General features: G+C 61.1%; 22 protein-coding genes. 10 read left to right on the forward strand and 12 right to left on the reverse strand.

The features are described 5' to 3' along the window. Positions 1-590 precede the first annotated feature (590 nt). The 11 genes from groL to AC3EMP_RS09900 all read right to left on the reverse strand — a co-directional run bounded on the left by groL (position 591) and on the right by AC3EMP_RS09900 (position 12,581). Entirely contained in the window at positions 591-2,255 is a 1,665-nt protein-coding gene (gene groL / locus AC3EMP_RS09850) for a chaperonin GroEL (protein WP_286460910.1), read from the reverse strand. A gap of 63 nt (positions 2,256-2,318) precedes the next feature. Further along, on the reverse strand, positions 2,319-2,615 hold the full coding sequence (gene groES, locus AC3EMP_RS09855; protein WP_019863563.1) for a co-chaperone GroES: 297 nt from the start codon (positions 2,613-2,615) through the stop codon (positions 2,319-2,321). Positions 2,616-3,047: 432 nt separating this feature from the next. Further along, positions 3,048-4,031, reverse strand: coding sequence for a beta-ketoacyl-ACP synthase III (locus AC3EMP_RS09860; RefSeq protein ID WP_023727895.1), 984 nt, complete (start codon positions 4,029-4,031; stop codon positions 3,048-3,050). Beyond that, positions 4,028-5,293, reverse strand: a complete 1,266-nt coding sequence (locus AC3EMP_RS09865) for an adenosylmethionine--8-amino-7-oxononanoate transaminase (protein ID WP_023727896.1) — start codon at positions 5,291-5,293, stop codon at positions 4,028-4,030. The genes AC3EMP_RS09860 and AC3EMP_RS09865 overlap by 4 nt, the downstream gene beginning before the upstream one ends. After that, positions 5,293-5,928, reverse strand: a complete 636-nt coding sequence (gene bioD, locus AC3EMP_RS09870) for a dethiobiotin synthase (RefSeq protein ID WP_023673640.1) — start codon at positions 5,926-5,928, stop codon at positions 5,293-5,295. The genes AC3EMP_RS09865 and bioD overlap by 1 nt, the downstream gene beginning before the upstream one ends. Continuing rightward, positions 5,925-7,076: an 8-amino-7-oxononanoate synthase gene (locus tag AC3EMP_RS09875; RefSeq protein WP_023727897.1), complete on the reverse strand. Its 1,152-nt coding sequence runs from the start codon at positions 7,074-7,076 to the stop codon at positions 5,925-5,927. Before AC3EMP_RS09875 ends, bioD begins: the two co-directional genes overlap by 4 nt. Further along, positions 7,073-8,086, reverse strand: a complete 1,014-nt coding sequence (gene bioB, locus AC3EMP_RS09880; RefSeq protein ID WP_023727898.1) for a biotin synthase BioB — start codon at positions 8,084-8,086, stop codon at positions 7,073-7,075. Before bioB ends, AC3EMP_RS09875 begins: the two co-directional genes overlap by 4 nt. Before the next feature lie 92 nt (positions 8,087-8,178). Further along, positions 8,179-9,033: a carboxylating nicotinate-nucleotide diphosphorylase gene (nadC, locus tag AC3EMP_RS09885; RefSeq protein ID WP_023713016.1), complete on the reverse strand. Its 855-nt coding sequence runs from the start codon at positions 9,031-9,033 to the stop codon at positions 8,179-8,181. Next, positions 9,030-10,574 carry an L-aspartate oxidase gene (locus tag AC3EMP_RS09890; protein WP_023697791.1) on the reverse strand — a complete coding sequence of 515 codons (1,545 nt, stop codon included), beginning with the start codon at positions 10,572-10,574 and terminating at the stop codon, positions 9,030-9,032. Before AC3EMP_RS09890 ends, nadC begins: the two co-directional genes overlap by 4 nt. Continuing rightward, positions 10,571-11,545: a quinolinate synthase NadA gene (nadA, locus tag AC3EMP_RS09895; RefSeq protein WP_023697792.1), complete on the reverse strand. Its 975-nt coding sequence runs from the start codon at positions 11,543-11,545 to the stop codon at positions 10,571-10,573. The genes AC3EMP_RS09890 and nadA overlap by 4 nt, the downstream gene beginning before the upstream one ends. Before the next feature lie 67 nt (positions 11,546-11,612). Then, on the reverse strand, positions 11,613-12,581 hold the full coding sequence (locus AC3EMP_RS09900) for an NUDIX hydrolase (RefSeq protein WP_023673634.1): 969 nt from the start codon (positions 12,579-12,581) through the stop codon (positions 11,613-11,615). Between the two features lie 162 nt (positions 12,582-12,743). On the opposite strand from AC3EMP_RS09900, the gene panB reads away from it, so the two are divergent. From panB to AC3EMP_RS09935, 7 genes are all read left to right on the forward strand, one after another. Next, positions 12,744-13,604, forward strand: coding sequence for a 3-methyl-2-oxobutanoate hydroxymethyltransferase (gene panB / locus AC3EMP_RS09905; RefSeq protein WP_023707031.1), 861 nt, complete (start codon positions 12,744-12,746; stop codon positions 13,602-13,604). Then, positions 13,601-14,464 (forward strand): pantoate--beta-alanine ligase, encoded by an 864-nt coding sequence (panC, locus tag AC3EMP_RS09910; RefSeq protein WP_023685567.1) that lies wholly within the window; start codon positions 13,601-13,603, stop codon positions 14,462-14,464. The genes panB and panC overlap by 4 nt, the downstream gene beginning before the upstream one ends. A 93-nt stretch (positions 14,465-14,557) precedes the next feature. Then, complete coding sequence (locus AC3EMP_RS09915) at positions 14,558-15,283, forward strand: LuxR family transcriptional regulator (RefSeq protein ID WP_023708081.1); 726 nt, start codon at positions 14,558-14,560, stop codon at positions 15,281-15,283. Between the two features lie 92 nt (positions 15,284-15,375). After that, complete coding sequence (locus AC3EMP_RS09920) at positions 15,376-16,008, forward strand: acyl-homoserine-lactone synthase (RefSeq protein ID WP_023707030.1); 633 nt, start codon at positions 15,376-15,378, stop codon at positions 16,006-16,008. A 22-nt stretch (positions 16,009-16,030) separates the two neighbouring features. Continuing rightward, complete coding sequence (locus AC3EMP_RS09925; protein ID WP_352498917.1) at positions 16,031-16,405, forward strand: transcriptional regulator domain-containing protein; 375 nt, start codon at positions 16,031-16,033, stop codon at positions 16,403-16,405. A 58-nt stretch (positions 16,406-16,463) separates the two neighbouring features. Then, entirely contained in the window at positions 16,464-16,874 is a 411-nt protein-coding gene (locus AC3EMP_RS09930) for a DUF2285 domain-containing protein (protein ID WP_023673629.1), read from the forward strand. A 170-nt stretch (positions 16,875-17,044) separates the two neighbouring features. Next, positions 17,045-18,019: a hypothetical protein gene (locus AC3EMP_RS09935; RefSeq protein WP_023708080.1), complete on the forward strand. Its 975-nt coding sequence runs from the start codon at positions 17,045-17,047 to the stop codon at positions 18,017-18,019. A 538-nt stretch (positions 18,020-18,557) separates the two neighbouring features. On the opposite strand, the gene AC3EMP_RS09940 is transcribed toward AC3EMP_RS09935, so the two are convergent. Further along, positions 18,558-19,313, reverse strand: a complete 756-nt coding sequence (locus AC3EMP_RS09940; RefSeq protein ID WP_023706251.1) for a Crp/Fnr family transcriptional regulator — start codon at positions 19,311-19,313, stop codon at positions 18,558-18,560. A gap of 2,153 nt (positions 19,314-21,466) precedes the next feature. Between AC3EMP_RS09940 and bluB the strand changes: the two genes are divergently transcribed. The 3 genes from bluB to AC3EMP_RS09955 all read left to right on the forward strand — a co-directional run bounded on the left by bluB (position 21,467) and on the right by AC3EMP_RS09955 (position 25,510). Next, positions 21,467-22,102 carry a 5,6-dimethylbenzimidazole synthase gene (gene bluB, locus AC3EMP_RS09945; RefSeq protein ID WP_023690605.1) on the forward strand — a complete coding sequence of 212 codons (636 nt, stop codon included), beginning with the start codon at positions 21,467-21,469 and terminating at the stop codon, positions 22,100-22,102. 881 nt (positions 22,103-22,983) lie between these two features. Next, positions 22,984-24,804 (forward strand): glutamine--fructose-6-phosphate transaminase (isomerizing), encoded by a 1,821-nt coding sequence (glmS, locus tag AC3EMP_RS09950; RefSeq protein WP_352498951.1) that lies wholly within the window; start codon positions 22,984-22,986, stop codon positions 24,802-24,804. Positions 24,805-25,255: 451 nt separating this feature from the next. Beyond that, positions 25,256-25,510: a helix-turn-helix domain-containing protein gene (locus AC3EMP_RS09955; RefSeq protein WP_031197535.1), complete on the forward strand. Its 255-nt coding sequence runs from the start codon at positions 25,256-25,258 to the stop codon at positions 25,508-25,510. The last annotated feature ends 298 nt before the right edge of the window (positions 25,511-25,808 follow it).

A 25,808-nucleotide genomic window follows, 5' to 3' on the forward strand; every position in this document is an offset into this window, starting at 1 on the left:
ACCTGAATCCGCCTTTCTTGAGGCGTTGCGACTATCATCGCGGCGACACGCAGCTCTTGATTTGTGTGCGAAATCCTCAGCAGATCCATCGGGCTGAGCCGCTCAGCAATATCAACGAGAATGTCCAGCGGCAGATCAAGGATACTCAGAGGAGGAAACGCTCTTGAGGCTCAGAGCGCGTCTGCTCCACTATAGATCAGGGTGATTCACCGGGTCCTTCAACGCCAGCCGCCGGTTCCGATGAGAGAATTGTCCCTGATATCACGCTCGATGGAGTTAAATGCCGAGATGGGCGCCTTGCCACGCTCCTCAATGCCCCTCATGATTCACCGCCAATAGCTACCAACTGAATGAATCATCGTGATTGTGGCGCAGCGGAATGCTCAAGGATCGGGCAGTTCGTAGGGGGCGCCGGTTTGACCAGGTTGAGCCCGCGAATTGCTCGATCAGACAAGATCCTAATTCTCGACCATGCGGTGAGGCTCGAACGAGATCCTCGGGACGCACTCCAAGGTTTCGATCATGTTCGGCACACAAGGAAAGGGCGGCATTGCTGCCGCCCTGTCCGCTGTAAGTTGATAGGGGCTGGATTAAAAATCCATACCGCCCATCCCGCCCATGCCGCCCATACCGCCGCCGCCCATGCCGCCAGGCATGCCGCCGCCAGCCGACTCCTTCTTGGGAGCCTCCGCGATCATGGCTTCGGTGGTGACGAGCAGGCCGGCGACCGAGGCCGCGTCCTGGAGGGCAGTGCGAACGACCTTGACCGGATCGACGATACCCATGGCGATCATGTCGCCATACTCGCCGGTCTGGGCGTTGTAGCCGTAGGTCGCGCCCTTGTTGTCGAGGATCTTGCCGGCAACGATCGAAGCTTCCGCACCTGCGTTCGAAGCGATCTGACGGGCCGGAGCCTGCAGTGCACGACGAACGATGTTGATGCCGGCAGCCTGGTCGGCATTGACGCCGGTGACCTTGATGTTGGCCGAAGCGCGCAGCAGTGCGACGCCGCCGCCTGCAACGATGCCTTCTTCCACGGCCGCGCGGGTCGCGTTGAGGGCGTCATCGACGCGGTCCTTCTTTTCCTTGACTTCGACTTCCGTCGCGCCGCCGACGCGGATCACCGCGACGCCGCCCGCGAGCTTCGCCAGACGTTCCTGCAGCTTCTCCTTGTCGTAGTCCGACGTGGTCTCTTCGATCTGCTGCTTGATCTGGGCAACGCGGCCCTGGATCTCGTCCTTCTTGCCGGCGCCGTCGACAATGGTGGTGTTCTCCTTGGAGATCGACACCTTCTTGGCGCGGCCGAGCATGTTGAGGCCGACATTCTCGAGCTTGATGCCGAGGTCTTCCGAAATGACCTGGCCACCGGTGAGGATGGCGATGTCTTCCAGCATGGCCTTGCGGCGATCACCGAAGCCCGGCGCCTTGACGGCGGCGATCTTCAGGCCACCGCGCAGCTTGTTGACGACCAGCGTGGCCAGAGCCTCGCCTTCGACGTCTTCCGAGATGATGAGCAGCGGCTTGGAGGTCTGCACGACGGCTTCGAGAACCGGCAGCATGGCCTGGAGGTTGGACAGCTTCTTCTCGTGCAGGAGGATGTAGACGTCCTCGAGCTCGGCAACCATCTTGTCGGCGTTGGTGACGAAGTAGGGCGAGAGATAGCCGCGGTCGAACTGCATGCCTTCGACGACTTCCAGCTCTGTCTCGGCGGTCTTGGCTTCTTCAACCGTGATGACGCCTTCATTGCCGACCTTCTGCATCGCTTCGGCGATCATCTTGCCGACCGACTCGTCGCCATTGCCGGCGATCGTGCCGACCTGGGCAACTTCCTCGGAGGTCTTGATCTTCTTGGCAGCGTTGCCGAGAGCCGCGACCACTTCGGTCACGGCCAGGTCGATGCCGCGCTTCAGGTCCATCGGGTTCATGCCGGCGGCAACGGCCTTGTTACCTTCCTGGACGATCGACTGCGCCAGGACGGTCGCGGTCGTGGTGCCATCACCGGCGATGTCGTTGGTCTTCGAAGCAACTTCGCGGATCATCTGCGCGCCCATGTTTTCGAACTTGTCGGAAAGTTCGATTTCCTTGGCGACGGTGACGCCGTCCTTGGTGATGCGCGGTGCGCCGAACGACTTGTCGATGACGACGTTGCGGCCCTTGGGGCCGAGGGTCACCTTCACCGCGTCGGCGAGGATGTTGATGCCGTGAAGCATGCGCTCGCGCGCGTCGCGGGAGAATTTTACGTCTTTGGCAGCCATTTTTTAGCTCCTGGCAGGGGCTTGCGATCAAGCCCGAAATTCAGTTGACGGTGAGGCCGATAATCAGCCGATGATGCCCATAATGTCGGATTCCTTCATGATCAGAAGGTCTTCGCCATTGAGCTTGACTTCGGTGCCCGACCACTTGCCGAACAGGATGCGGTCGCCGGCCTTGACGTCCAGCGGGACCAGCTTGCCGGCTTCGTCGCGAGCGCCGGAGCCGACGGCGATGATCTCGCCTTCCTGCGGCTTTTCCTTCGCCGTATCCGGGATGATGATCCCGCCGGCGGTCTTGGATTCGGATTCGACCCGGCGTACGACCACGCGGTCATGCAGCGGCCGGAAATTCGACTTTGCCATTTTTGGATTTCCTTGGTGCGGATGTTGAACGGTGCTCCGTTGCCGGAGCATGCCTAGCACTCAGCCGAAGCGAGTGCTAACGCGGCAATGAGATAAGCCGCAGGCTCCTGCTAGTCAAGACGGAAGAGCAAAGAGCAAAGAGAAAAGAGAAGACAGCAAAGAGCAGCCAGCAAAGAGCGTGTAAGCATCGAGCCTTTTATGTGAACAATGTCGGGTATCCGACATATATGGGGCGGCTCACCCTCTGTAATTGAGCTTTATTCAGATGGTACGATTGGTGCAACGGGTGTTGCATTTGAACTCATCCAGAGGCTCGCACGGGTCGTGCTGCGTCAGCTTGGTCATGTCGAGCTTCAGAAGGCCATTTTTTGGCATTGGTTCTGTTGCTCCTATTGCCATTCATGACCAATCCTGCGCGCGTGAGCCGGCCGGCTAGATTCCAACCACGAGAGCGCCGCCGCTGAGACCCGCACCCGCCGCCGCCAGAAGGATTTTCTCTCCTGGCTGGAATGGCTTCATCTGGTTGGCGAGCGAGAGCGACAGCGGGACCGTCGCGGCCGAAGAGTTGCCGTATTCGGCAATCGTCTTGACAATTGCTTGGTCCGCAATGCCGAGGTTTCTTCCGACCGCGCCGAAAATCCGAGTATTGGCCTGATGCGGCACAAACCGGCCGACATTGTGTGGCCGCACTCCCGCAGTGGCTAGCGCGGCTGTCGAGCAATCGGTCATCATCTCGACGGCCTTTGCGAACACTTGGGGCCCGTCGGTCATCGTCATCCGGGTCTGCCCGAGGTCGAGGTCGCCATGGAACGGCGTGTTGCTTCCTCCTGCGGGAATCTGGATCAGCCCGTAGCGCGAGCCGTCCGAAGCCACCGAGGCACCGAGAATGCCCCGATCAGCATCATCGCACTGACCGATCACCAGGGCGCCGGCGGCATCGGCGAACAAGACTGAGCTCGCGCGCTCGGCTGGATTGATGCGGCGGCTGAGGATGTTGGCGGCGATGACCAGCGCTGGTTTGCCATGCAGGCGGGTGAACCCGTCCGCAAACATGAGCGCATAGATGAAGCCGGCGCAGGCGCCGGTCAGATCGACCGCGCCTGCGCGGCCAAGGCCAAGCTTGTGTGCGACCAGCGGCGCGCTTGGCGGCAGAAGATGGTCGGGCGTCGAGGTGGCAAGCAACAGCAGACCGATGTCGTGGCGCGCAATACCGGCGTTCACCAGCGCCATGTCGCCAGCCCGGGTGGCAAGACCCGACAGCGTGTCTTCGTCCGTTGCCCAGAAGCGCGAACGGATTCCGGTACGCCTTTCGATCCAGCCCGGCTCGAGGCCGAGATTGCTCTCGATCTCGGCATTGGCCACCTTGCGCCCAGGCACGTGATGGCCAAGTCCGAGAATGCGCGACGACTTGCTCATGGCCTTGACCCGAAGCGTTCCCCGGCCTCCTCGATGGCGTCATATAGTCGTTCGAGCTCGTCGCCTGCGATGCAATAGGGTGGCAGAAGGTAGAGGACATTGCCGAGCGGGCGCACAAGTAGGCCGCGCTCGAGGAAGAAAGCGCGCAGCTTCGGACCAATCTCGGCGAGATAACCTGCTGAACCGGTTCGCAGGTCGAGCGCCGCGATCGTTCCCGTGGCTCGACAGTCGGCAAAATATGGATTGTCCCGAAAGCGTTGCAGCCCGACGGCCTGCATCACGCTCAAGGCCGTGATCCGCCCGGCCACTGGCTCGTCGCGCCAGATCTCGACATTGGCGAGTGCTGCCGCACAGGCAATCGGATTGGCGGTGTAGGAGCTCGAATGGAAAAACGTCTTCTTCCGGTCCTCGGAATAGTGCGCCCGGAAGATGGCATCGGTGACAAGCGTTACGGCCAGCGGGATGGTGCCGCCGGTCAAGCCTTTGGAGGTGCACAGGATATCTGGAGAAATCGATGCCTGCTCGCAGGCGAACATGGTTCCGGTGCGTCCCCAGCCGGTCATCACCTCGTCGGCGATCAGCAGCGAGCCGGAGGCCTCAGTGATCTTCTTCAATTCGGCCAGAACCGATGCTGGATACATCAGCATGCCGCCGGCGCCCAGCACCAGCGGCTCGACGATCAAGGCTGCGGCTCGTCGATCGCGGGTCACAGCCTCGAAACGATCCAGCGTCTCCTGCTCGTGCCCCGCGGCCGGAAAGGGGATGATGTCGACCTCGAACAGCAAGGGTTCATAGGCGGCGTTGAACACGCCACGCGCACCGACGCTCATCGTTCCAATCGTGTCACCATGATAGCTGTGCTCCATGACGACGATGCGCGAGCGCGGCGCGCCGATGTTGCGGAAATAACCGAGCGCCATCTTCAGCGCGACTTCGACTGAGGTCGAGCCACTGTCGGAATAGAACACCCAGTCGAGTCCAGCGGGAGCTAGGCCGACAAGCGCCTTGGCCAAGCGCTCTGCCGGCTCGTGCGTGAAGCCCGCAAAGATAATCTGGTCGAGGCTCGACGCGGTTGTCTCGATTGCCTTCATGATGCGGGGATGGCGGTGGCCATGTGTGACGACCCACCAGGAGGAGATGGCGTCCAGGATGCGGGCGCCGTCGGCCCTGTGGAGATAGGCGCCCTCAGTCAGGACGATTTCTGGGATCGCATTCTCGAGTGCGTGCTGGGTGAAGGGATGCCACACATGAGACTGCGACATCAGTCACCTCCAGTAATCGAGGCGAAGGCGAAGCCGGCAACCATTGCGTCCCTCAGTGTTTTCCCCGTCAGCACATCGAGGTGCGGCAGCCTGCCGAGCTGCGGGGCACCGCTGAATTCCACGATGGTCCGTTGCGTATCGGCCATCTCATCGCCGATGAAAGCGATGCCCGCCAACGGGATGGAGCGGGCGCGGAGCGCCTCGACCGATAGCAAGGTGTGGTTGATGGTGCCGAGTGTGGTGCGGGCGCACAGAATAACGGGCAGCCGCCATTCAGCGAAGATGTCGATTAACCTTGTGCGCCGGTTGAGCGGCACCATTAGGCCGCCGGAGCCTTCGATGACGAGCGGCGTCGGTAGGACGGGAAAAGCAAGATCGGCAGCCTTGATCGCCACGCCGTCGATCTCGGCCGAACGATGCGGCGACAGCGGGCTCCGCAAGCGGTAGGCTTCCGGCAGCACGCGCTCTGAGGGCAAGCCGGCAAGCCGCGCGACAACCTCGCTGTCGGTCTCGCCGTCGAGGCCCGATTGCACCGGTTTCCAGTAAAAGCCGTCCAGCAAACCGGCGAGCCCAGCCGCAAACACGGTCTTGCCAACTCCGGTATCCGTTCCGGTGATGACGATGCGTTGGGTCATATCGCCTCCGGTGATGTTTCGGCCAACACCTCGACCAGCGCCTCGACCATGGCGGAAATGTCGGCTTCGCCAATATTGAGCGTCAGTGAGATGCGCAGCCGCGACGTGCCCTCGGGCACGGTCGGAGGACGAACGCCGCGTATGTCGAAGCCGCGGGCCTGCAGGCGCGCCGCCACCGTCATGGTGCGCCTGACATCGCCGATTACTAAGGGCTGGATCTGAGAGCCACTTGGTATCACACCACAGCGATTGACCAACCGGCCGGCGCTGGCGACGCGTTCATGCAGCTGAACACGCCGCATAGGCTCGTCGGCGAGCATTGCGAGTGCCTCGCGCGCCACGACCGCCATCAGTGGCGATGGCGCGGTCGCGTAGATGAATGCCCGGCAACGGTTGATCAGATATTCGCACAGTGCCCTCGGCCCGGTCACGAGCCCACCAGATGCGCCGAGCGCCTTGCCGCAGGTGTGGAGCGCTATGATGTTGTCGCGGCCCTCGAAAGCGGCGGCAAGCCCCCGGCCGTCCGATCCCCAGACGCCGGTGGCATGCGCCTCATCAATGACGATGAATGCGCCGTGCCGATCGGCAAGCGCGACCAGGCTCTCCAAAGGCGCGCAGTCGCCATCCATGCTGTAAAGGCTTTCCACCGCGATCCAGACGCATCCCATGCCGCCTGCGACGCGCCACCGTGTAATCGCATCCTCGACAGCGGTGGCGTCGTTGTGCGCGGCCAGCACGAACTGTGCGCGCCCGGCCTGCGCACCCTCATGCATGCTGGCATGGGCGAGCTCATCGAGGACCAAAAGATCGCCCTTCTGCGGCAGGGCACTCAGCAGAGCGAAGTTGGCGATGTAGCCGCTGCCGAAGAACAGCGCGCGGTCGGCTCCAAAGAATGCCGCCGCATCTGCCTCGAGCTGCTCGTGTTCCGGTGCATTGCCGCGCAACAGCCGCGACCCGGTGGCGCCAACCGGCGTGCCCCGCGCAATCGCCGCCACAACCGCATCGCCAAGTCTTCTGGACGCGGCCAGCCCGAGATAGTCGTTCGACGAGAAGTCCAGCCCGGCGCGGGGCGAAAGCGTCCGCAGCCGGTCCTTGCGCGCTAGTCCCTGCAAGGTCGCATCAAAACGGGCAAGCAGCGCCCCGTTCATTGCGCCTCGAGTTCCATCGGATCGATGCCAAGGCGCCGGAACAGCAGGGTATCCTTGTCCTCACCGGGATTGTCCGCCGTCAGCAGCGTGTCGCCGAAGAAGATCGAGTTGGCGCCGGCAAAAAAGCACAGCGCCTGCATCTCGTCGGTCATCGCGGTGCGGCCGGCGGACAGACGGACATGCGATTTCGGCATCATGATGCGCGCCAGCGCGATCACGCGCACGAATTCGATCGGCTCAATGGGCTTGGCGTCTGCAAGCGGCGTACCGGCGATCGGGATCAGCATGTTGATCGGAACGCTTTGCGGATGTTCCGGGAGATTGGCCAGCGTCACCAGCATGTCGATCCGGTCCACCGGCTCCTCGCCCATGCCGACAATGCCTCCACAGCAGACCTTGATGCCGGATTTGCGAACGTGCTCGAGCGTCTCGAGCCGCTCGGCAAAGCTCCGCGTACCGATGATCTCGCTATAGTAGCGTTCTGACGTATCGATGTTGTGGTTGTAGTAGTCGAGACCCGCCTGCTTCAGTCGAGCGGCTTGCTCAAGATCGAGCATGCCGAGTGTCATGCAGGTCTCCAGGCCCAGCGCCTTGACGCCTTCGACCATCGCCACCACCGCATCCATGTCGCGCGCCTTGGGGTTTCGCCAGGCCGCGCCCATGCAATAACGGGTGGCGCCGGCATCACGCGCCTTGGTCGCTTCGGCGATGACGCGCCTGACATCCATCAGCTTGGACGCCTCCAACCCGGTTTCGTGACGCGCCGACTGGCTGCAATAGCCACAATCCTCCGGGCATCCTCCGGTCTTGATGCTGAGCAGCCGGCTGAGCTGGACCTTGTTTGGATCGAAATTCTGGCGGTGCACGGTCTGCGCCAGGAAGAGGAGATTGTTGAAGGGGGCATGGTAAAGTGCCTGAGCCTTTTCCAGGGTCCACGCTCCAGCGTCAGGCGGGTCAGGCGATTGAGCGTGCGGCGATGTCTGCGTTGAACTTGTCGTTTGCATCTCCATGCTGTTCCTCCGGTCTGTCTTGCGGGTCTTTGCTATCTGACTATGATGATCGGAAAGGACAGTTGACCCAATCCTGTTCGTTACTCAGACAATCATGAGCCCCGATGGTCGAGGCCGATATCCAGGATCGGCGCGCTGTGGATAAGTCGGCCGACCGAAATCAGATCAACGCCGGTCGCGGCAACCGCTCGCGCTGTATGCGACGTGATCCCGCCAGAAGCCTCGGTGATAGCGCGGCCACCGACCATTGCGACGGCGCGGCGAAGATCGGGGAGGGACATGTTGTCGAGCAGAACCGCATCGGGAGCGAAGCCAAGTACCTCCTCCAGCTGGGCCAGAGTATCGACCTCGACTTCGATCTTGACGAGATGACCGGCCGCTCTTCGTGCTCGCTCGAGCGCTGGCCGGACGCCGCCTGCGATGGCGATGTGGTTGTCCTTGATCAAAATTGCATCGTCCAGGCCGAAGCGGTGATTGGACCCGCCACCTGCGCGCACGGCATACTTTTCGACTGCCCGCAATCCGGGCGTCGTCTTGCGGGTGCAGACGATCTTCGCGCCATATCCACGAACCGCAGCGACGATCGATGCCGTTGCTGTGGCGATGCCGCTCAGATGGCACAAAAAATTGAGTGCCGTCCTTTCGGCTGTGAGAATGGCCCGGGCCGGGCCAACCACTGATGCAATGACCTCTCCATCCACGACATTGCAGCCGTCTGCCCGCTCCACGGAGATTTCGACACCGGGATCAATCAAGCCGAAAGCGAGCATCGCCAGATCGATGCCGGCGACAACTCCGGACTGTCGCGCCACCAACACGGTTCCCGCTTGGCATTCCTTCGGGACGATGGCGTCCGTGGTCAAGTCGCCGGCTCTGCCAAGGTCTTCAAGAAGAGATGCCCGTACAAGCGGCTCAAGCAGGACCGTGGGGAGCGGTGAGAGCATCATCCCTTTGCACCTTCGGAGCTTGGCGAGTGTCCGAGTTCCCGCGCAGCCGCCAAGGCGGCTTCGAGCGTGATTTCGGACCGTCGGGCGGCAGTCGCATGATGAGGAAAATCTGTCCGGTAATGAGCGCCGCGGCTTTCTTCGCGCAACAAGGCGGCAACAGCAATCATTAGCCCGACAGCCGCCGGATCCGAGGCCGCATCCTTGCTTTCGGCGAGCGGCAATAAGGCACGCGCGGCTGCTTTCAACGCTTGACCATCCCGGACGATGCCGAGTGCGCGCGACAGAAAAACGCGCACGGCTATCGGAGCGGGCGGTGGGTAAACGTTCGCAAACGCAGGCCTTGTTCTGCGCGCAGGCGTTCCGGCGACGCTTTCAGCGACCCAGCGGGCGCACACGATTGCCTCCGTCAAGGAATTGCTGGCGAGCCTGTTGGCGCCATGCAGTCCTGTCGAAGCGACTTCGCCGCAGGCCCACAGCCCCTTGACGGAGGTCCTGCCCGAGCTGTCCACGGCAACGCCACCCATGTGGTAGTGTTGGGCCGGACGAATGGGGATGAGATCGCGCGCGGGATTGATGCCCGCTCCAAGGCAGGCTGATGCGATTGTCGGGAAATGTCGAGCGAATGCCGGGCCTGGCCGTTGTCGGGCATCGAGAAAAACATGGTGGCCGTCCGCAAGATGGTTCCACACGGCGCGGGCCAAGACATCGCGAGGCGCAAGTTCCGCCCCGGGCACGCTCTGGAGAAAAGCCTGGCCGGTTTCATCGATCAGGGCAGCACCTTCGCCTCGCACAGCCTCGCTGACCAGCGCCATAGGGCGTTCTGGGCCGTCAAGCGCGGTCGGGTGGAACTGAATGAATTCGAGGTCGGCTAGGACAGCTCCAGCGCGGGCCGCAAGCGCAAGGCCTTGTCCGCAACTGCCCCAAGGGTTCGTGGTGTCGAGAAACAGTCCCCCGATGCCACCGGTGGCGAGGACGACCCGCCGTGAGCCGAAGAAGAAAGGTGCGATCGAACAGCTCGCCCAGACGCCTCGGATCGCATTCTCTCGCACGGCGAGCCGGCGCGCTTCCACGCCCTCCACGACAACTATCGACGGAGTGGAACGCACAGCCGCGATCAGCGCACGCATGATCTCACGCCCGGTGCCGTCCCCATGCGCATGAACGATGCGACGTCGGCTGTGTGCGGCCTCCAATCCGAGGCACAGTGATCCTTCCGGCGTGCGGTCAAAGCGAACCCCAAAGCCCGCAAGCCCCTCTATGGCCTTAGGCGCGGCTTGGAGGATGCGGCTCGCCACGTCTCTGTCGCAGAGACCATCCCCGGCGGCAACCGTATCGGCCAGGTGCATTGCCGGATCGTCGTCTTCGCCGAAACTTGCAGCCAGGCCCCCCTGGGCCCAGGTGCTCGAGTTGTCAGCTCCCAGCAGCGACCTTGACAGAAGAAGCACCGGCTCCGGCGACAGTTGAAGCGCGGTCATCAGTCCGGCGATGCCGCCGCCGATGATGATGGGCCGCCCGAAGAAGCTGCGGGGGTCGGCGCTCAAACTGCCAGCATCCGTTCGACCGCTAGCCGCGCGCGCCCGGCGATCCCGGGTTCGACGGTTACGACATGGTGGTTCTGCTCGAGCGCCGTGCGGATGTTGGCAAGCGTGATCCGCTTCATATGCGGGCACAAATTGCAGGGCCGGATGAACTCGACCTCTGGGTGGGCTAACGCGACGTTGTCGCTCATTGAGCATTCCGTCATCAGCACGACACGTGGCGGCCTTTGCCTTTCGACATAGTCGGACATGGCAGCCGTCGAGCCGGAAAAATCGGCTTCAGCCACGACGTCGGGCGGGCATTCGGGATGGGCGAGCACGACCACGCCGGGATGGCTTTCGCGCAACTCGCGGATGTCGGCCGGTGAAAAGCGCTCATGCACCTCACAACGCCCTTTCCAGGCGATGATCTGCACATCTGTCTGGGCGGCGATATTCTGGGCCAGATATTCGTCCGGCAACATGATCACCCGGAGAACCCCAAGGGATTCGACGACCGCCTTGGCGTTGCCGGATGTACAGCAGATATCCGACTCGGCCTTCACTTCGGCGGACGTATTTACATAAGTGATGATCGGAACGCCGGGATAACGCTGGCGCATCAAGCGCACGTCTTCTGCCGTGATTGAGTCCGCCAACGAGCAACCGGCGCTGAGATCCGGAATGAGCACGGTCTTGCCCGGATTGAGGAGCTTGGCCGTTTCGGCCATGAAATGGACGCCGGCCAGCACGATGACTTGCGCCTCGACCGTCGCAGCCGTGCGGGCTAGTGCCAAGCTGTCGCCGACGATGTCGGCCACGCAGTGGAAGATCTCGGGCGTCTGATAATTGTGCGCCAGGATGATCGCGTTGCGCTCGCGCTTCAGCGCAAGGATCGCCTCGATATCCTCGGCGAAAGCCGGCCATTCAATCGGCGGGATCACTCGTCGGACGCGCTCGTAGAGCAACGCGGCCGTAGGCAGCATGGCGCCCATCGACCCCCTCCCGCTTATACTCTAACTGAAAATAACCAGCATATACTTGCTGTGAGTATAAGGGATGTCAACCCCGCGCCAGCGGCAATTTTGTCCCGGCGATGAGTCTATCGTCCAGAACGGCGTGGCGGAAACGGAAAAGCTTCGCTGGCCGGCCGCCGGTCTCAGTGGTGGCCTCTCCGGTCTCCTCGACCAGCTCCTGCTGTTCGATCAGTCGGCGAAAGTTCGGCTTGTGGATGAGCCTGCCGGCGAGCGCCTCCACGGTTCGCTGCAGCTGCAAAAGCGTGAAGACCGGCGGCATCAGCTCAAAGACGACTGGGCGGTATTTGATCTTGGAGCGCAGCCGCGCAATGCCGGTCGCCACGATGCGGCGATGATCGGCGACCATGGACTTGCTGGGCACCAGCGGCGGGGGTCCTGCGTCCCGCCCTCTTACGGCCTCTTGGACCAGGCCTGCTTCGTAGACTAACTCATAGCGTTGAAGCGTGAGTTCCTCGTTCCAAAGGCGGTCGTCGAAGCCAAAGGCTATCGTCGCCCGCTGCCAGCGTTCACGTCGCGTGGCCGAATCGCCAACCCCGTTTGCCCATTCGATCAGGCGCGGCCGCAGAACGTCCAGCACGACCGCAGGCGTGCCGGAGCGGTGGTCCTCCCATGGAAAATATTCATACCAACTCTGCCATCCGCACTTGGGCGAGCCCGCTGCCTGTTCCTTGCGCGTCAATGCGAGATAGCTGATGGAGATGACGCGCTGCTGGCGCTCGGCGCCGATGCGATCCCGATCCGCGAACGTGTAGAGTTGCTCAATGTACCCCAGCCGATGGCCGGTTTGCTGCTCGACCCACCCCCTCAAGCCGGATTGCAGCGATCGGTGCTCAAGCGCAAAGGGACCGGAGGGCAAGGTGTCCGCCTGGCCGATGGTGAGGACACAGGGTTGACTGCCGTTTACGGCGACCACAAAGGCGATCAAGTCCACTTTGACGTTGTCGGCCTTGCCGGCGGCTCTGTCTTTCCTGAGTCCTATTGCCTGATCGTCCATTATTTGGCCAACTCGGGGGCACCTTAATCGATTTAGTGTAAGCGTGCCAATTGGCACGTCAACACCCCGCAGCTGCATGGCCATTTTTTTGCTCTTCGCACCTGCACAAAAATGTGCCAAAGGCGACAGCCGCAGCTGGTAACGTAGGGGAAGGAGGGTCCCATGAGCGCTTATGGTGACACCAGGGCGATCACACCGCCGGATATTCGTTCGCGCAAAGGTGGGACGCCGCTCGTCTGCCTTACCGCCTACACCACCCCAGTCGCCCGGCTTGTCGATCCCCATTGTGATGTGGTGCTCGTCGGCGACAGCGTCGGCATGGTTCTCCACGGCCTGCCCTCGACGCTCGGCGTCACGCTGGAGATGATGATCACGCACGGCCAGGCGGTGCGCCGTGGCATCAAGCAGGCGCTGATGGTGGTCGACCTGCCGTTCGGTTCCTACGAGGAAAGCCCAGAGCAGGCTTTCCGCAATGCCGCGCGCGTCATGGCCGAGACCGGCTGCACGGCCGTCAAGCTCGAAGGCGGCGAAGCGATGGCAGAGACGATCGGCTTCCTCGCCGCACGCGGCGTGCCCGTCATGGCCCATGTCGGATTGACGCCGCAGGCCATCAACACCATCGGTGGCTACCGCGTACAGGGCAGGGGCGGGGATGCCGAGCGCATCAGGCGCGACGCAATTGCGGTGGGCGAAGCGGGCGCCTTTGCGGTCGTCCTGGAGAAGGTTCCTGAGGCGCTCGCCCGCCGGATCACCAAGGAGGTGGCGACCCCGACCATTGGCATCGGTGCCTCGGCAGCCTGTGACGGCCAGATTCTCGTCGTCGACGACATGCTGGGCCTCTTCGGCGACTTCCGGCCCAAGTTCGTCAAGCGCTATGCTGAACTCCGGGAGGCGGCTGCGGCTGCGATCGCTTCCTATGCGCGCGAGGTGAAGGAGCGCCAGTTTCCCGCCGCAGAGCATGTGTTTGCCGATGCGCCCAAGCCCGCCGACACGGACGCCACCAAGAGCGGAGAAGCAGCGTGAGCGTGCCGATCGTCAGGAGCGTTGACCAGCTTCGCGAAAGCGTCGCCGCATGGCGCTGCGAAGGTGTGAGGATAGCCCTGGTGCCAACGATGGGCGTCCTGCATGAGGGCCATCTCAGCCTGGTGCGCGCTGCACTCGAGAAGGCAGACCGTGTGATAGTGACGCTCTTCGTCAACCCGAAGCAATTCAACAGCCAGGCCGATCTTGCCGCGTATCCCCGCACCGAGGACGAGGATGCCGCCAAACTGGCATCGGTTGGCGCGCACCTGCTTTATGCGCCAGATGCAGAGGAGATGTATCCGGCGGGCTTCGCCACCACCGTTTCGGTTTGCGGTGTCAGCGAAGGCCTGTGCGGTACATTCCGGCCGGGGCATTTCGACGGCGTGGCGACCGTCGTCGCCAAGCTCTTCCTGCAGACCAGCGCTGACTTCGGCTTCTTTGGCGAAAAGGACTTTCAGCAAATTCACCTGGTCAGGCGCATGGCCCGGGATCTGGATATTCCAATCACCATTGTTGCCTGTCCGACAGTCCGTGAAGCCGACGGTCTTGCGCTATCATCGCGCAATGTGCGGCTCTCGCCAGCGGAACGCGCTGTTGCTCCCAAGCTATCATCGGTCCTGCTCAAGACGGCTGAGCGGCTTGAGCGCGGCTCACCCATCCTGCCAACGCTTGCAGAATCTCGCGCAGCAATTCTGGCTGCAGGCTATCGCGAGGTCGAATACCTGGAACTTCGCGATGAGGCAGATCTGCACCCGATAACGAGCCTCGATCGACCGGCACGGTTGCTTGCCGCCGCCTGGCTCGGCGGCACACGGCTCATAGACAACGTCAGACTATTTCGGATTGGTTCAACAGATTAGCCACGTTCTCGGCACGCGCCGTATTCGTCCGGGATCATCTAAAACAAGGTCTCTGCCTGGCATTGAGCGTTACGGAGGTTACGCACAGGACACATGCATCGCGTGTTTGAGAACTTCGTCGAGCAACTGTCTGCAAGTGTTGATGCTGCCGATCTCGGTGAGGCAATGGCCTCCGCTGCAGCCGGCTTCGACTTCCCGCTATTCGCCTATTTCACCTACCCGTCAGCCTCCGGCGACGCCCCCCAATTGATTTCAAACTATCCTTCATCCTGGACGTCACGTTATCTGCAACAGCGGTACCACAGTCTCGATCCGGTCATCCTGCGCGGGCTGCAAGGCTGGGATACATTCGATTGGGGTGTGGATCGCGCTCGGCACGGTCTGCCGAATTCGCAGCAACAAATTCTAGAGAGTGCGGCTGAGTTTGGCATCTGCGGCGGCCTGACGATGTCCATGCATGATCATCTCGGCCGGTTTGCTGCCCTGACCTTTGCTTCCGACGAGTCCCGTCCGCCTCTGTTGCGGTCACTGGCACGTTACGAAAAAGCATTGCAGCTGGTGGCCATCAACTTTCATATCCATGTCCGGCGAAGGCTCGCCGATCATCGCGTGGTGGATGGTGTAACGCTCACCCCGCGGGAGTTCGAGTGCCTGAAATGGGCGGCGCGCGGCAAGTCGGCTTGGGATACTAGCCAGCTTCTCGGCGTCTCAAAGCGCACCGTGACCTTTCATCTGGAAAACGCCAAGGCAAAGTTTGGCGTTCGAACGATCAACCAAGCCGTTGCACGAATGGCTGCCTCCGGCCTGACGAGATCCTGATTCTCAGCCACGATACCTGTAAACCTCTACAGGCTGCATCGCTGTCAGCTTTGCCCTTCGATGGCGGGAACACATCCCACATGGAGGCGACCATGATGCAACTGATAGCACCAGACTTTTACAGTGATTTTGCAGGCGAGCTCAAAGAGATGCACGGGCTCAGGTTTCGGGTGTTCAAGGAAAGGCTCGATTGGGAAGTTGATACCGAAGACCAGATGGAATCCGATCCGTTTGATGCTCTCAAGCCTGTCTATCTGCTCCTCAAAGGATCCGACTGGCGAATTCGCGGTTGCGTGCGTCTTTTGCCCAGCACCGGACCCACAATGTTGCGCGACACCTTCCCGGTGCTGCTGGGTGCTGACGTCGTGCCCTCGACCACCGACATATGGGAGAGCAGTCGTTTCGCGCTCGATCTTCCTCCGTCGGCGCCCAAGGCAGCGGGCGGGCTGGCTCAGGCGACCTACGAGCTCTTCGCGGGCATGATCGAGTTCGGCTTGGCCAAGGATCTGACCCGGATCGTAACGGTGACGGACACGCGCATGGAGCGGATCCTCCGCCTTGCTACGTGGCCATTGTCGCGCATCGGAGAACCCAAGTGCGTCGGCAAAACGGAGGCGGTGGCTGGGTTTCTCGAGATTTCCCACGCGAGCCTTTTGCGCATCCGCAGCAGGGGACGTCTGAGCGGACCGGTACTGTGGCAACCGGTTCTAGGCCCGTCAGCATAGCGCCATTGTGGACACCTGTGCCATGAAGGATGCTGGTTTGTCCAAGGAAGCGACGGTCGGCCTTGTATGCTGGCCGGACTGGCGTCGCCAGGACGCTTACCACTACGCCAGACGATTGCCACGCACTGGCTGGGCCTGGGAGTTTCTTCGGCGCAATCCACAATTCCAGCGCGACCACGCCAAAATGGCACCGTCCGCCTGCTTTGTCGGAACCCAGGCCGACATGAAGATAATCGAGTTGACGACAGAATCAGCTTTCCTAAGACAATGGAGCCTCCTTTTTCGCGGACGCGCCACAGTCGGACGCTACATCGGCGAGGGTCTTTTGGGATCCGCGCGATTGCGCCTGTATTCTACGAGCGGCCGCGGAGCCGCTGGGGCTCGACCACGATTTTGAACCGCTTCACCTTTCTTCGCTCTCATGCTGCAAGGACATCCTGCTGACAGCTGCGGGCATGCAGCACGTGCTGCTGAGGGAGAACTGCCGGAGTCTGCAGATCGCCGTTTCCGGTGCGTCCGTACTCCGCCCGTTGCGGCTATATGTCGACGCGATCCTTCAGCCGCAGCACCTCAAGTTCCATGTCGCTGCCCTTCAGTTCCTGAACGACATCAATGATTGCCGCCGCGTGTCAGCTGCTTGCTTTCCGCCGGAACACCGCGGAGCGCGTCTGCGTATTGTACTGCAGGCTTTGGATGGCTCGCTGGCGGGAGCATCTCATCAGGAGGTCGCCATTGCCTTGTTCGGGAGACGCCGTGTCGAAGAAGATTGGCGTCATCCAGGCGGCCATCTTCGCGATCAGGTACGTCGCGCCATCCAACGCGGCCGCTACCTGATGGGCGGCGGCTACAGACAGTTCCTGAGGTAATTGGAGTGGTTGCGATTGTCTTATACGAACGCGCAACCTCCATTTTCTCACTGCAATGGTGCGTTGCACAAAACGTGGCAAGCGCCTAGTTCTTCCGCGGCGAATCGGGTTTCGGCGAAACACCGGGACCCAACTTCGTCGATAAGTGCATTCATGACCTGAGGACCCCGATGACCGTTATGAACTCCGACAAAGCCGGCGCTGCAAGCCTTGAGACAATCGCGCGAAACGGCAGCATGCTGCGTCGCATAGCCGTACGCATTCCGACCTACCTGTCGGATATTCGCGAGAACCCGGCGTGGCTGCCCATGTTCATGTTGGCGCGCACCATGCCGGCACGGAGAATGCACTGGCGCGGTGCAAAGCCGGTCCGAAGGCCGCAAAGAGCCCAGGACACGATGTTTGCCGGTGTCAATTGCCACGACGTTGTCGACGCGCTGCGGATGGATGGGCTTTTTCCCGGCCTTGTCCTGCCTGCAATGGTGGCTGAAGATGTAGCCGCATTCGCCAGGTGCACACCTTGTTTCGGCAATTTCGATCGCCGACTCGAGTTCATGCCGGCGGAGCATGCGGAGGCTGAGGCGCGATTTGGCCGTCCGTTGCTCAGCGGCCATTATTTCGAGCGCATTCTGGGCTGTAAGTCGGCCGTTGCCATCCAAAACGATCCGCTGCTCATGGATATCGCGGCGCACTATCTCGGCGGCCAGGCGACGCTGATCACGACGCGCGTCTGGTGGAGCTTCCCGACCGGCCAGGCGTCGGACGCGGACAAGAACCTGGCTTCGCTCGGCAAATACCACTTCGACCTGGACGACTGGCGGATGCTGAAGTTCTTTTTCTATCTGGTGCCCGTCGACGAGGGGACCGGCCCGCATATCTATGTTCGCGGCAGCCATGATCGCCGCGCCCTCAAGCACCAATTTACGCTTGTCGTCGGCCATCCAGCGCAAGAGATTCTGGACGTCTACGGCAAGCAGAGTCCGGTCACGCTGACCGGCAAGGCCGGTTTCGGTTTCGTCGAGGATCCGTTCGGGTTCCATATGGGCACCGTGCCGTCGCACAGGCCACGGCTGATGATGGAAGTTGGCTTCGGCGTTTCTCCTCCATCGCGCCGCCGCTTCCATGGCGAGCCTGTGATCCGCTGATTTCGAAAAGTCCCGAAACAGCCTTCCCGTTGTGAGGGAAGATAAGGCTATGCCGCCAATCGATCTGTTCCGGGCCAAAAGCGGTTGTCTGCATATGCCCTGAACTTGGCTGGTGCAATGAGTCTCGCCATTGCTCCAGCCAGCGCATCAGTGCCTGTTTAATCGAGGTTAGATGGCAGTGCGCCCAAGAGATCCTCCTCGATATCGCCTGCCGCGCGAAGCCTCAGATGCTCTTCGAAAACCTCCTTTACGGACCGAGTCGTCTCGGGTCTCCTTTGAGTGGCCGGAAGGTGGTGCACAGCCGTATCGTGCTTCGGGATCCTGAACGAAGGCGAGGGGCGGTTTGTTCCTCGCGCGGCGCATGCAGCGGTGCCGGCATGACAGCTTCGTCGTGGATCCCGATGCTCGGCAACGTCGGCGGTGAAGGCTCTGTCTAGGCGGCTTACGTGACTCCAATGCAGGAGATCGACCATCTCCTGTTCGAGCACATTCGTTGGCGATCACCGTCGCGGCGCTACGGACGCCGCGGCGCCTGCGATCAATGCAGTTTGCCGACTAGCCGAGCGTATTCGGCTTCAGCCCTGCCATATGACCCATCTGCCAGCGCAATTAGACGCGCGCGATCAAGAATGACTACCTCTCCTCGCATTGAGCGTATCAGACCTTGGCCCTCCAAGGTTTGCAGCGCTATGGTGACGCCGGGCCGCCTGACACCGAGCATAACTGATAAGAACTCGTGCGTAATCGCAAAGCTGTTCCCGTCGACGCGATCATCACACATCACCAGCCATCTTGAGAGCCTGTCGACTATGTTCATCCGGGCATTGCTGAGCGCGGTGAAGCTTGCCTGGAGGTGAAAGTAGTGAACGTAGCGGAGCAGAAAACTTCGCAGGGTTGGGCTTGTCAAAAGCGCCTTGGTGAAGAGGCCCGCATCGATAACAAAGGCTCGGGCCTCTAATTGGACGTAACAATCGTGCGTTGACCGGTCATCGCCCATGATAAGCGCTGAGCCGGTCATACCCTCACAACCTATGATTCCGATCTCAGCTTCAATACCAGGCCGCAGTTCGCCCACCACTGACCCGAGACCGCTCTCGAAGAAGTACACGGTTCTGATTGGAGACCCCGCCACTTCGAGATGCGTCTTCAGTCCAAGGGAGACGCTTTCCAAATGAGGTTGCAGCAAGGCCAAATCTGCCGAGCACATTCGAAGCAGCAGCGAATTGCGATAGATGGAATTTTGGCGGGTGTCGCATTGCGCGGCAGTGTGAGTTCGTGAACTGGAGTCTGTCATGGCTCCCTCTCCCTATTGGGGCGGAAGCATGTTGATCGCTCACAGCCGACGGACGCCCTTAGAGTTGCCGTCGATGGCACACTGTATGCCTGCCGACCGCGGTTGTCCCATTTTTTAATCAATTACGTTAATCGGCCCGAGCCAAGCTTTGGCGCACCCGCTCTAACGCGGCATTCAGATGCTCCAGAAATTCGTCATCGCTTTTGGTCGCCAAGCCGACTTGTCGAGCGCGAGTTACAATGCGCTCCTGGAGTGAAACCGCTGTCTCATAGTGGTCCACGATCATCTGAAATGAAGCGCTCATTGGGGCGGATTCAAAGAGCTGTGCCATTCTGGCAATGTAGTTCCAAGATGATGAGAGTCCATGCGGCCGCCGCTTGGGTAACAATCGTACAATATACCTAAGACTGGCCGCGCTCTTTGGTTATCCTCCCAGAAATCCGTAGCCTCGCGAGGCGCAGCTTCTCTTCGCCCTCCGACCTCGTGACCGGCGGACCAGTCCCGGCTTCAGCCATTCGGCCTTGTTCTTCTTATGCTCCTTCGGGACCGGGCCGCCGACCTCGCCCTGCACACGATTCCACAGCGTTTGCCTCTTGTAGGCCTTGAAGGCTACTATCGGCCGCCCTTGTAGGGCCGCTTTCAGCCATGATCACCTCGGGGCGCTGAACGAAGCGCGTGCTTGTCGACTCTGTCGGTCGTCGCAGACGCTTACGGAGGCCTCACCGCAGAGGGCGATGCGAACTCCGGCTCGACGACGGCTGTCAAATCAGACTGCTGTGGATGCACTACCAGCGATCGGTACTAGGATTCTCGACCTCGGTAATAAGCTGGTCTGTACGGCTAGCGACCTTCCTGCCTAGCAATATCAAAAGTCAAACCCCGCCGAAGATGCATATGCCTGGCAGCACGCGTCGGTCTTTGGCCACGCATCTGCCAAACCGAAATCAAGTAGCCCGCCATCGTGCGCCCTCAACGCGATCTTGATCATTGCAGTGGGGCAATAACTTATCTCTTTGGAGCTTGGTGGTGATATATAGGCGCCCAAGCCAGCGCTAATATTGCATGGAGCTAAAACGCCCGCTAAGATTTCTTGGGTGTTAGCTGGCGGGTGTTTGATGCGGTTTCATCGTCTAGGCGCGGTCGCTCTGGGTCTGGCGTCCTTCATCAGCAGCGCTCATGGCCAAGAATCCTGCGACCCTAACTACACAGGCGCCTGTGTTCCAATCGCCAGCGATGTCGACTGTTCCTCCGGAAAGGGCAATGGTCCCGCATACGTACACGGGCCGGTCTCTGTCGTAGGCACCGATATCTATGATCTTGACCGAGACGGCGACGGAATAGGTTGCGAAAACGGCTAGAGGAGGCAAGTCGCCCTCCAACTTCATGACGGCACCAGCCCATCCATGGTGCCGGCATGGTCCCACTGATGCTCTCTCCTTGTGAACGGCATCCAATCTTTTCGGCGGGCTTGAACAGCGGCCACCTTTGGCGGCTATCGAGGGGCTGATGATAGATTCCATTCCAGCTCTTTCTAATGTGTCGTCCGAACAGTGAACGAAAGTAGAACAGATAATTCAAGCGCGAATTGACTGTGAGAGGGATGAGCTGCAATTTGGGTCAGGCCTGACGCTGGTGGAAGACGAAATTGCGGTGGCGACTGGAAGCTCAGCGATGCCCCAAATGAAACTGGGCAGCTGGTGCTGTCCGCTGCGGCGCTATGATGTCAGACGATGGTATCGGCCGAATGACCTGGGGAATCTTCGGGGACGTCGAGGCCGACGTGGTCGGAAGCAAACTGAGTTGCAGGCGGTGCGGCAGGACGAGTATATGCAAGCTGAGACGCCTGTCGCAGTCTCCGCGTTCCAGGCCGACGTTCTCCGCATTCCGAGGCCTGGTGAGCGATACGGGTGCGCCTGAGTGTCAATGGCGCATCTATCAACGGCCTGGTACGCGATTCACCGCCGTGCGAGCTGATCGAAACGGGCTTGGTCGATTGCATCGTAATAGCGCCGCCCACCAGGAAACATTTTTCTATCGTTTGCGGTTGGGGCCGCATGACGCGATTGTCGGACGCAACAAGCCAGCTTGGCAATGGGCAGTAGGCTGTCCACACTGTACTCCCTAGTGTCCAATACATACCTAACGAGACCGCCATGCCGTCACCTCCAGATTTCACCGACGATTTTCGCTCCGGGCTGATCACGCTGCTGCGCTGGCGCAGGGATGTGCGGCGCTTCGAGCCGACGGCTCTGCCGGAGGGTACGCTGGAACGCCTGCTCGAGCTCGCCAGCACTGCGCCCTCCGTTGGCCTCAGCCAGCCCTGGCGCTTCGTAGTCGTCGACAGCCTCAAGCGGCGCACTGCCGTGAGAGACTGCTTCGAGCGCTGCAATGCCGAGGCGCTCACGCGCTTTTCGGGAGAGCGCGCCGCACTCTATGCCCGGCTGAAGCTTGCCGGGCTCGACGAGGCGCCCTGTCAGTTCGCGGTCTTCGCCGACCGCACGACCCGGCAAGGCCATGGGCTCGGTCGCATGACCATGGCGGCGACCATCGACTATTCGGCCGTCATGGCAGTGCACACACTGTGGGTGGCGGCGCGGGCGGAGGGCATCGGCATGGGCTGGGTGTCGATCCTCGATGCGACCGAGATGGCCGAAATTCTCGACACGCCGCCCGAATGGACGCTGATCGGCTATTTCTGCCTCGGCTATGCCAGCGAGGAGCACGACATACCGACCTTGGAACGCGAATGCTGGGAACATCGGCGGCCGCCGGTGGTGATCAGGCGGTAGTGGGGCTGCCCATCATTCGCCTCTTCCTTGGCGATGAGCTTGACGCAGATCGGGTCGCCCTTCGCCACATTGCCATTCCGACCGAAGCCGAGGTTCGTGTTCTTGCAAAGGCCAGGAAAGAGCAGCATGACAAGCGCGACCGCAGCGAAGATGGCGCTTGCGACAACCGGGCTGAAGCCGGGCATGGAGGTGGTCGACCTCTGTTGCGGGGCGGCTGTGCCGATCGCCACGATCGCCCGCCATGTCGTCGCACTACGCCGACCAACTGGAGGCCGCGCAGCGCCGGCTGACCGGCGCCGGCGCGACCAATTGCGAATTCGTCGCCGGCTACGCGCTACGAACTCGCTACTCTGGTGTCACGCCCCGTCGAGTCTTCACGGCCAACGCCTCGACGGCGTCCCGGACCGACCGCGGCTGGCACGTGCCGTGCGCGAGGCGCTCGCCCCCGGCGGACATTTGTTATCGTCAACTGACACCGGCAGCCGCGCGAGACGACGACGGTCCTGAAGCGAACTCAGGCCGTCGCCAAGACAGACCATCGCCGATGCCCAAGTCGGCGGCACCATGCTCCTAGATGCCGACTGCCTGACAAGGGGTCGCAGGCCCGTCGTCCGTCCACCGTCTAAGGCCTCCTGGCCTTTCCGAGGCCGTGATCCTGCCGCGGGTGTGAGTTTGCGATCCTCATAAGAGCGTCAGGCGCGAATAGAAGTTTGGGTCGTGGCTCCACAGCGGCCGACCTATCCATCGGGTGGATGGTAGTTATCACAACAATCAATTTTACCAATATTATGGAATTCTACTACAAGGCCGCCACTTAAAGCGGCCGGACGGGTATCCGTCTCGCGTGGGCTGGTGCTGCCCGCAAAGATGCGGAGACGAACATGTGCGGGATTGTTGGCATCGTTGGGCAACAGCCGGTGTCGGATCGGTTGATCGGCGCGTTGAAGGGTTTGGAATATCGCGGCTATGATTCCGCCGGCGTTGCGACGATCATCGAGGGTGCCTTGCACCGCCGGCGCGCCGAGGGCAAGCTCGTCAATCTCCAGACGCGACTGAAGGAAGAGCCGCTGAGCGGCAACGTCGGCATCGGCCACACGCGTTGGGCAACCCACGGGGCCTCGACCGAACGCAATGCGCACCCGCACTTTAGCGACGGTGTCGCCGTAGTCCATAACGGCATCATCGAGAATTTCACCGAGCTGAAGGACGAATTGGCGGCGGATGGCGCCGAGTTCCAGACCGACACCGACACCGAGGTCGTTGGGCATCTCTTGGCAAGATACCGCCGAGAGGGCATGAGGCCGCAAGAGGCCACGCGTGCCATGCTGAAACGCGTCAAGGGCGCTTATGCGCTTGCCATCCTCTTCGAAGATGAACCGTCGACCATCACGGCGGCGCGCAACGGACCACCGCTCGCGATCGGTCACGGCGACGGCGAGATGTTCCTGGGCTCCGACGCGATCGCCCTTGCTCCCTTCACCAATGAAATTACCTATCTCATCGACGGCGACTGGGCCGTTGTCGGCAATTCGGGCGCCCATATCTTCGATGTCGACGGCCGTCCCGTCGAGCGTCCGCGCCATATCTCCACGGCCGCGGCCGATCTGGCCAACAAGGGCAACCATCGCCACTTCATGGAGAAGGAGATTTACGAGCAGCCCGAGGTCATCGCCCATGCTCTCCGTCATTACATTAACATCATAGACAGTCGCGACATGGTTCCTGGCATTGATTTCGCCAAGGTCCCGAGCTTGGCGATCTCTGCCTGCGGGACCGCCTATTTCGCCGGACTGATCGGAAAATACTGGTTCGAGCGCTATGCGCGCCTGACGGTTGAAATCGACGTTGCGTCCGAATTCCGTTACCGCGAGATCCCGTTGCCGCCGCAGTCGGCGGCTCTTTTCATCTCGCAGTCCGGCGAAACCGCCGATACGCTTGCGTCATTGAGGTACTGCAAGGAGCGTGGGCTGAAAATTGGCGCTATCGTCAATGCCTGCGAATCGACCATCGCTCGGGAGGCCGATACGGTTTTCCCGATCCTTGCCGGACCGGAGATCGGCGTCGCCTCTACCAAGGCTTTTACCTGCCAGCTTGCCGTTCTAGCAGCACTCGCCATCGGCGCGGCCAGAGCCCGCGGGACCGTCCCCGAAGACGAGCTGCAGGCGCTCGTCAGGAGCCTCGCCGAATTGCCGCGCGTGATGGGCCACGTACTCGAGTGCATCCAGCCGGAAATCGAGTTCTTGTCGCGCGAACTGTCAAAGTGTCGTGACGTCCTGTATCTCGGCCGTGGCACCAGCTTCCCGCTAGCGATGGAAGGTGCGCTGAAGCTCAAGGAGATTTCCTACATCCATGCCGAGGGCTATGCAGCGGGTGAATTGAAGCACGGGCCGATCGCCTTGATAGACGAGAACATGCCAGTGATCGTCATCGCGCCCCATGACCGTCTTTTCGACAAGACCGTTTCCAACATGCAGGAAGTGGCTGCCCGTGGAGGGCGGATTATCCTCATCACCGATGAAAAAGGGGCAGCCGTATCGAAACTCGAAACCATGCACACGCTCGTGCTGCCGGTTGTCGACGAGATTATCGCGCCAATGATCTTCTCGCTCCCGATACAGCTTCTAGCCTACCACACGGCGCTCTTCATGGGGACGGATGTAGACCAGCCGCGCAATCTCGCAAAATCGGTCACGGTCGAATGATTGTGAACCTGTACAGGTGGCGATGCGCCTCCAGGAAAGCGGTACCCCTTGTCTGGATCCGAAGCCCGGATGAAACCAGATGACCATTGTTTGCTGCAATTGTGAAACTCGGTAGCGGTTACGAGCGGGTCCTTCGCTGCCTCGCCGGTGGAGATTGCCGAAGGAAGCAGTGTCCGTGCCGAAAGTTCGAGTTGCTGTTCAAGAAAGCCATCGGCGAGAATGGTCCACGAAGGATCGCAGGTCGCATGCGCTACGCCGACCAGGCTCTCAGCACGGGCAGTCTTGATACTTGATCAGAAGCAGGTGAGCCGCCATATTCCGGCCCGGCCAATTCAGCGGCCCATCCCATGCATGAGGCCGGTTCGGCCGAATGGACGACCATTTTTTATATTTGCTAGGTGTGCGCCTCGGGAGGAATCTCTGAGGGAGCTCCCAGTTCTTGGAGATGTTTATGAAGGATTCGCGCATTCCCGAACCAGTCTTGACGGCTATGTCCCAGGGAACCCACATCGTCCGCGCTTATCGCGAGCACCTTGGATATTCGATCGACGACCTGGCCGTCGCGTGCGGGCTGGCCGCTGAGGAAATCCAAAACATCGAGCGAGGTCTGAGGTACAGCAAGGGCTATCGGGATCGGATAGCGAAATCGCTTTCCATACCTGTGGGAATTCTTGAGTCGGAGTTGGACATTTCGGACGCCGCCTGAACAGTCGGATGATCTGCAATGGGTGGACTAGCTGTTGTGATGTGAAGCTTGCGGCTGATGTCGACGCTTGATTCGATTTGATGCGATCCCTTCTGGCGCAGCTCGCCGAACAACAAAGCGATATAGCCGCCCGGAGTGCTACGAAACGTGCACGACGGCATCGGCTCGCGACGAAGGACTAACGGCGAACTCTTCCTAGTTCGGCGAGGCAATGCTGGCTTGAGCATCAACTCGGCCTACGAGAGTGGCTAGTCCTAGGCTGAATCGTCCACCATGGCGAAGTCGCGCCGCTCTGAAA

Source organism: Mesorhizobium sp. P160219 (genome assembly GCF_057786095.1).

Excerpts from the sequence above, each read along its gene's own strand:
- groL (WP_286460910.1), bottom strand. The coding sequence starts at position 2,255 with ATGGCTGCCAAAGACGTAAAATTCTCCCGCGACGCGCGCGAGCGCATG.
- groES (WP_019863563.1), bottom strand. The coding sequence starts at position 2,615 with ATGGCAAAGTCGAATTTCCGGCCGCTGCATGACCGCGTGGTCGTACGC.
- AC3EMP_RS09860 (WP_023727895.1), bottom strand. The coding sequence starts at position 4,031 with ATGAGCAAGTCGTCGCGCATTCTCGGACTTGGCCATCACGTGCCTGGG.
- AC3EMP_RS09865 (WP_023727896.1), bottom strand. The coding sequence starts at position 5,293 with ATGTCGCAGTCTCATGTGTGGCATCCCTTCACCCAGCACGCACTCGAG.
- bioD (WP_023673640.1), bottom strand. The coding sequence starts at position 5,928 with ATGACCCAACGCATCGTCATCACCGGAACGGATACCGGAGTTGGCAAG.
- AC3EMP_RS09875 (WP_023727897.1), bottom strand. The coding sequence starts at position 7,076 with ATGAACGGGGCGCTGCTTGCCCGTTTTGATGCGACCTTGCAGGGACTA.
- bioB (WP_023727898.1), bottom strand. The coding sequence starts at position 8,086 with ATGGAGATGCAAACGACAAGTTCAACGCAGACATCGCCGCACGCTCAA.
- nadC (WP_023713016.1), bottom strand. The coding sequence starts at position 9,033 with ATGATGCTCTCACCGCTCCCCACGGTCCTGCTTGAGCCGCTTGTACGG.
- nadA (WP_023697792.1), bottom strand. The coding sequence starts at position 11,545 with ATGGGCGCCATGCTGCCTACGGCCGCGTTGCTCTACGAGCGCGTCCGA.
- AC3EMP_RS09900 (WP_023673634.1), bottom strand. The coding sequence starts at position 12,581 with ATGGACGATCAGGCAATAGGACTCAGGAAAGACAGAGCCGCCGGCAAG.
- panB (WP_023707031.1), top strand. The coding sequence starts at position 12,744 with ATGAGCGCTTATGGTGACACCAGGGCGATCACACCGCCGGATATTCGT.
- AC3EMP_RS09915 (WP_023708081.1), top strand. The coding sequence starts at position 14,558 with ATGCATCGCGTGTTTGAGAACTTCGTCGAGCAACTGTCTGCAAGTGTT.
- AC3EMP_RS09920 (WP_023707030.1), top strand. The coding sequence starts at position 15,376 with ATGATGCAACTGATAGCACCAGACTTTTACAGTGATTTTGCAGGCGAG.
- AC3EMP_RS09925 (WP_352498917.1), top strand. The coding sequence starts at position 16,031 with ATGAAGGATGCTGGTTTGTCCAAGGAAGCGACGGTCGGCCTTGTATGC.
- AC3EMP_RS09930 (WP_023673629.1), top strand. The coding sequence starts at position 16,464 with ATGCAGCACGTGCTGCTGAGGGAGAACTGCCGGAGTCTGCAGATCGCC.
- AC3EMP_RS09935 (WP_023708080.1), top strand. The coding sequence starts at position 17,045 with ATGACCGTTATGAACTCCGACAAAGCCGGCGCTGCAAGCCTTGAGACA.
- AC3EMP_RS09940 (WP_023706251.1), bottom strand. The coding sequence starts at position 19,313 with ATGACAGACTCCAGTTCACGAACTCACACTGCCGCGCAATGCGACACC.
- bluB (WP_023690605.1), top strand. The coding sequence starts at position 21,467 with ATGCCGTCACCTCCAGATTTCACCGACGATTTTCGCTCCGGGCTGATC.
- glmS (WP_352498951.1), top strand. The coding sequence starts at position 22,984 with ATGTGCGGGATTGTTGGCATCGTTGGGCAACAGCCGGTGTCGGATCGG.
- AC3EMP_RS09955 (WP_031197535.1), top strand. The coding sequence starts at position 25,256 with ATGAAGGATTCGCGCATTCCCGAACCAGTCTTGACGGCTATGTCCCAG.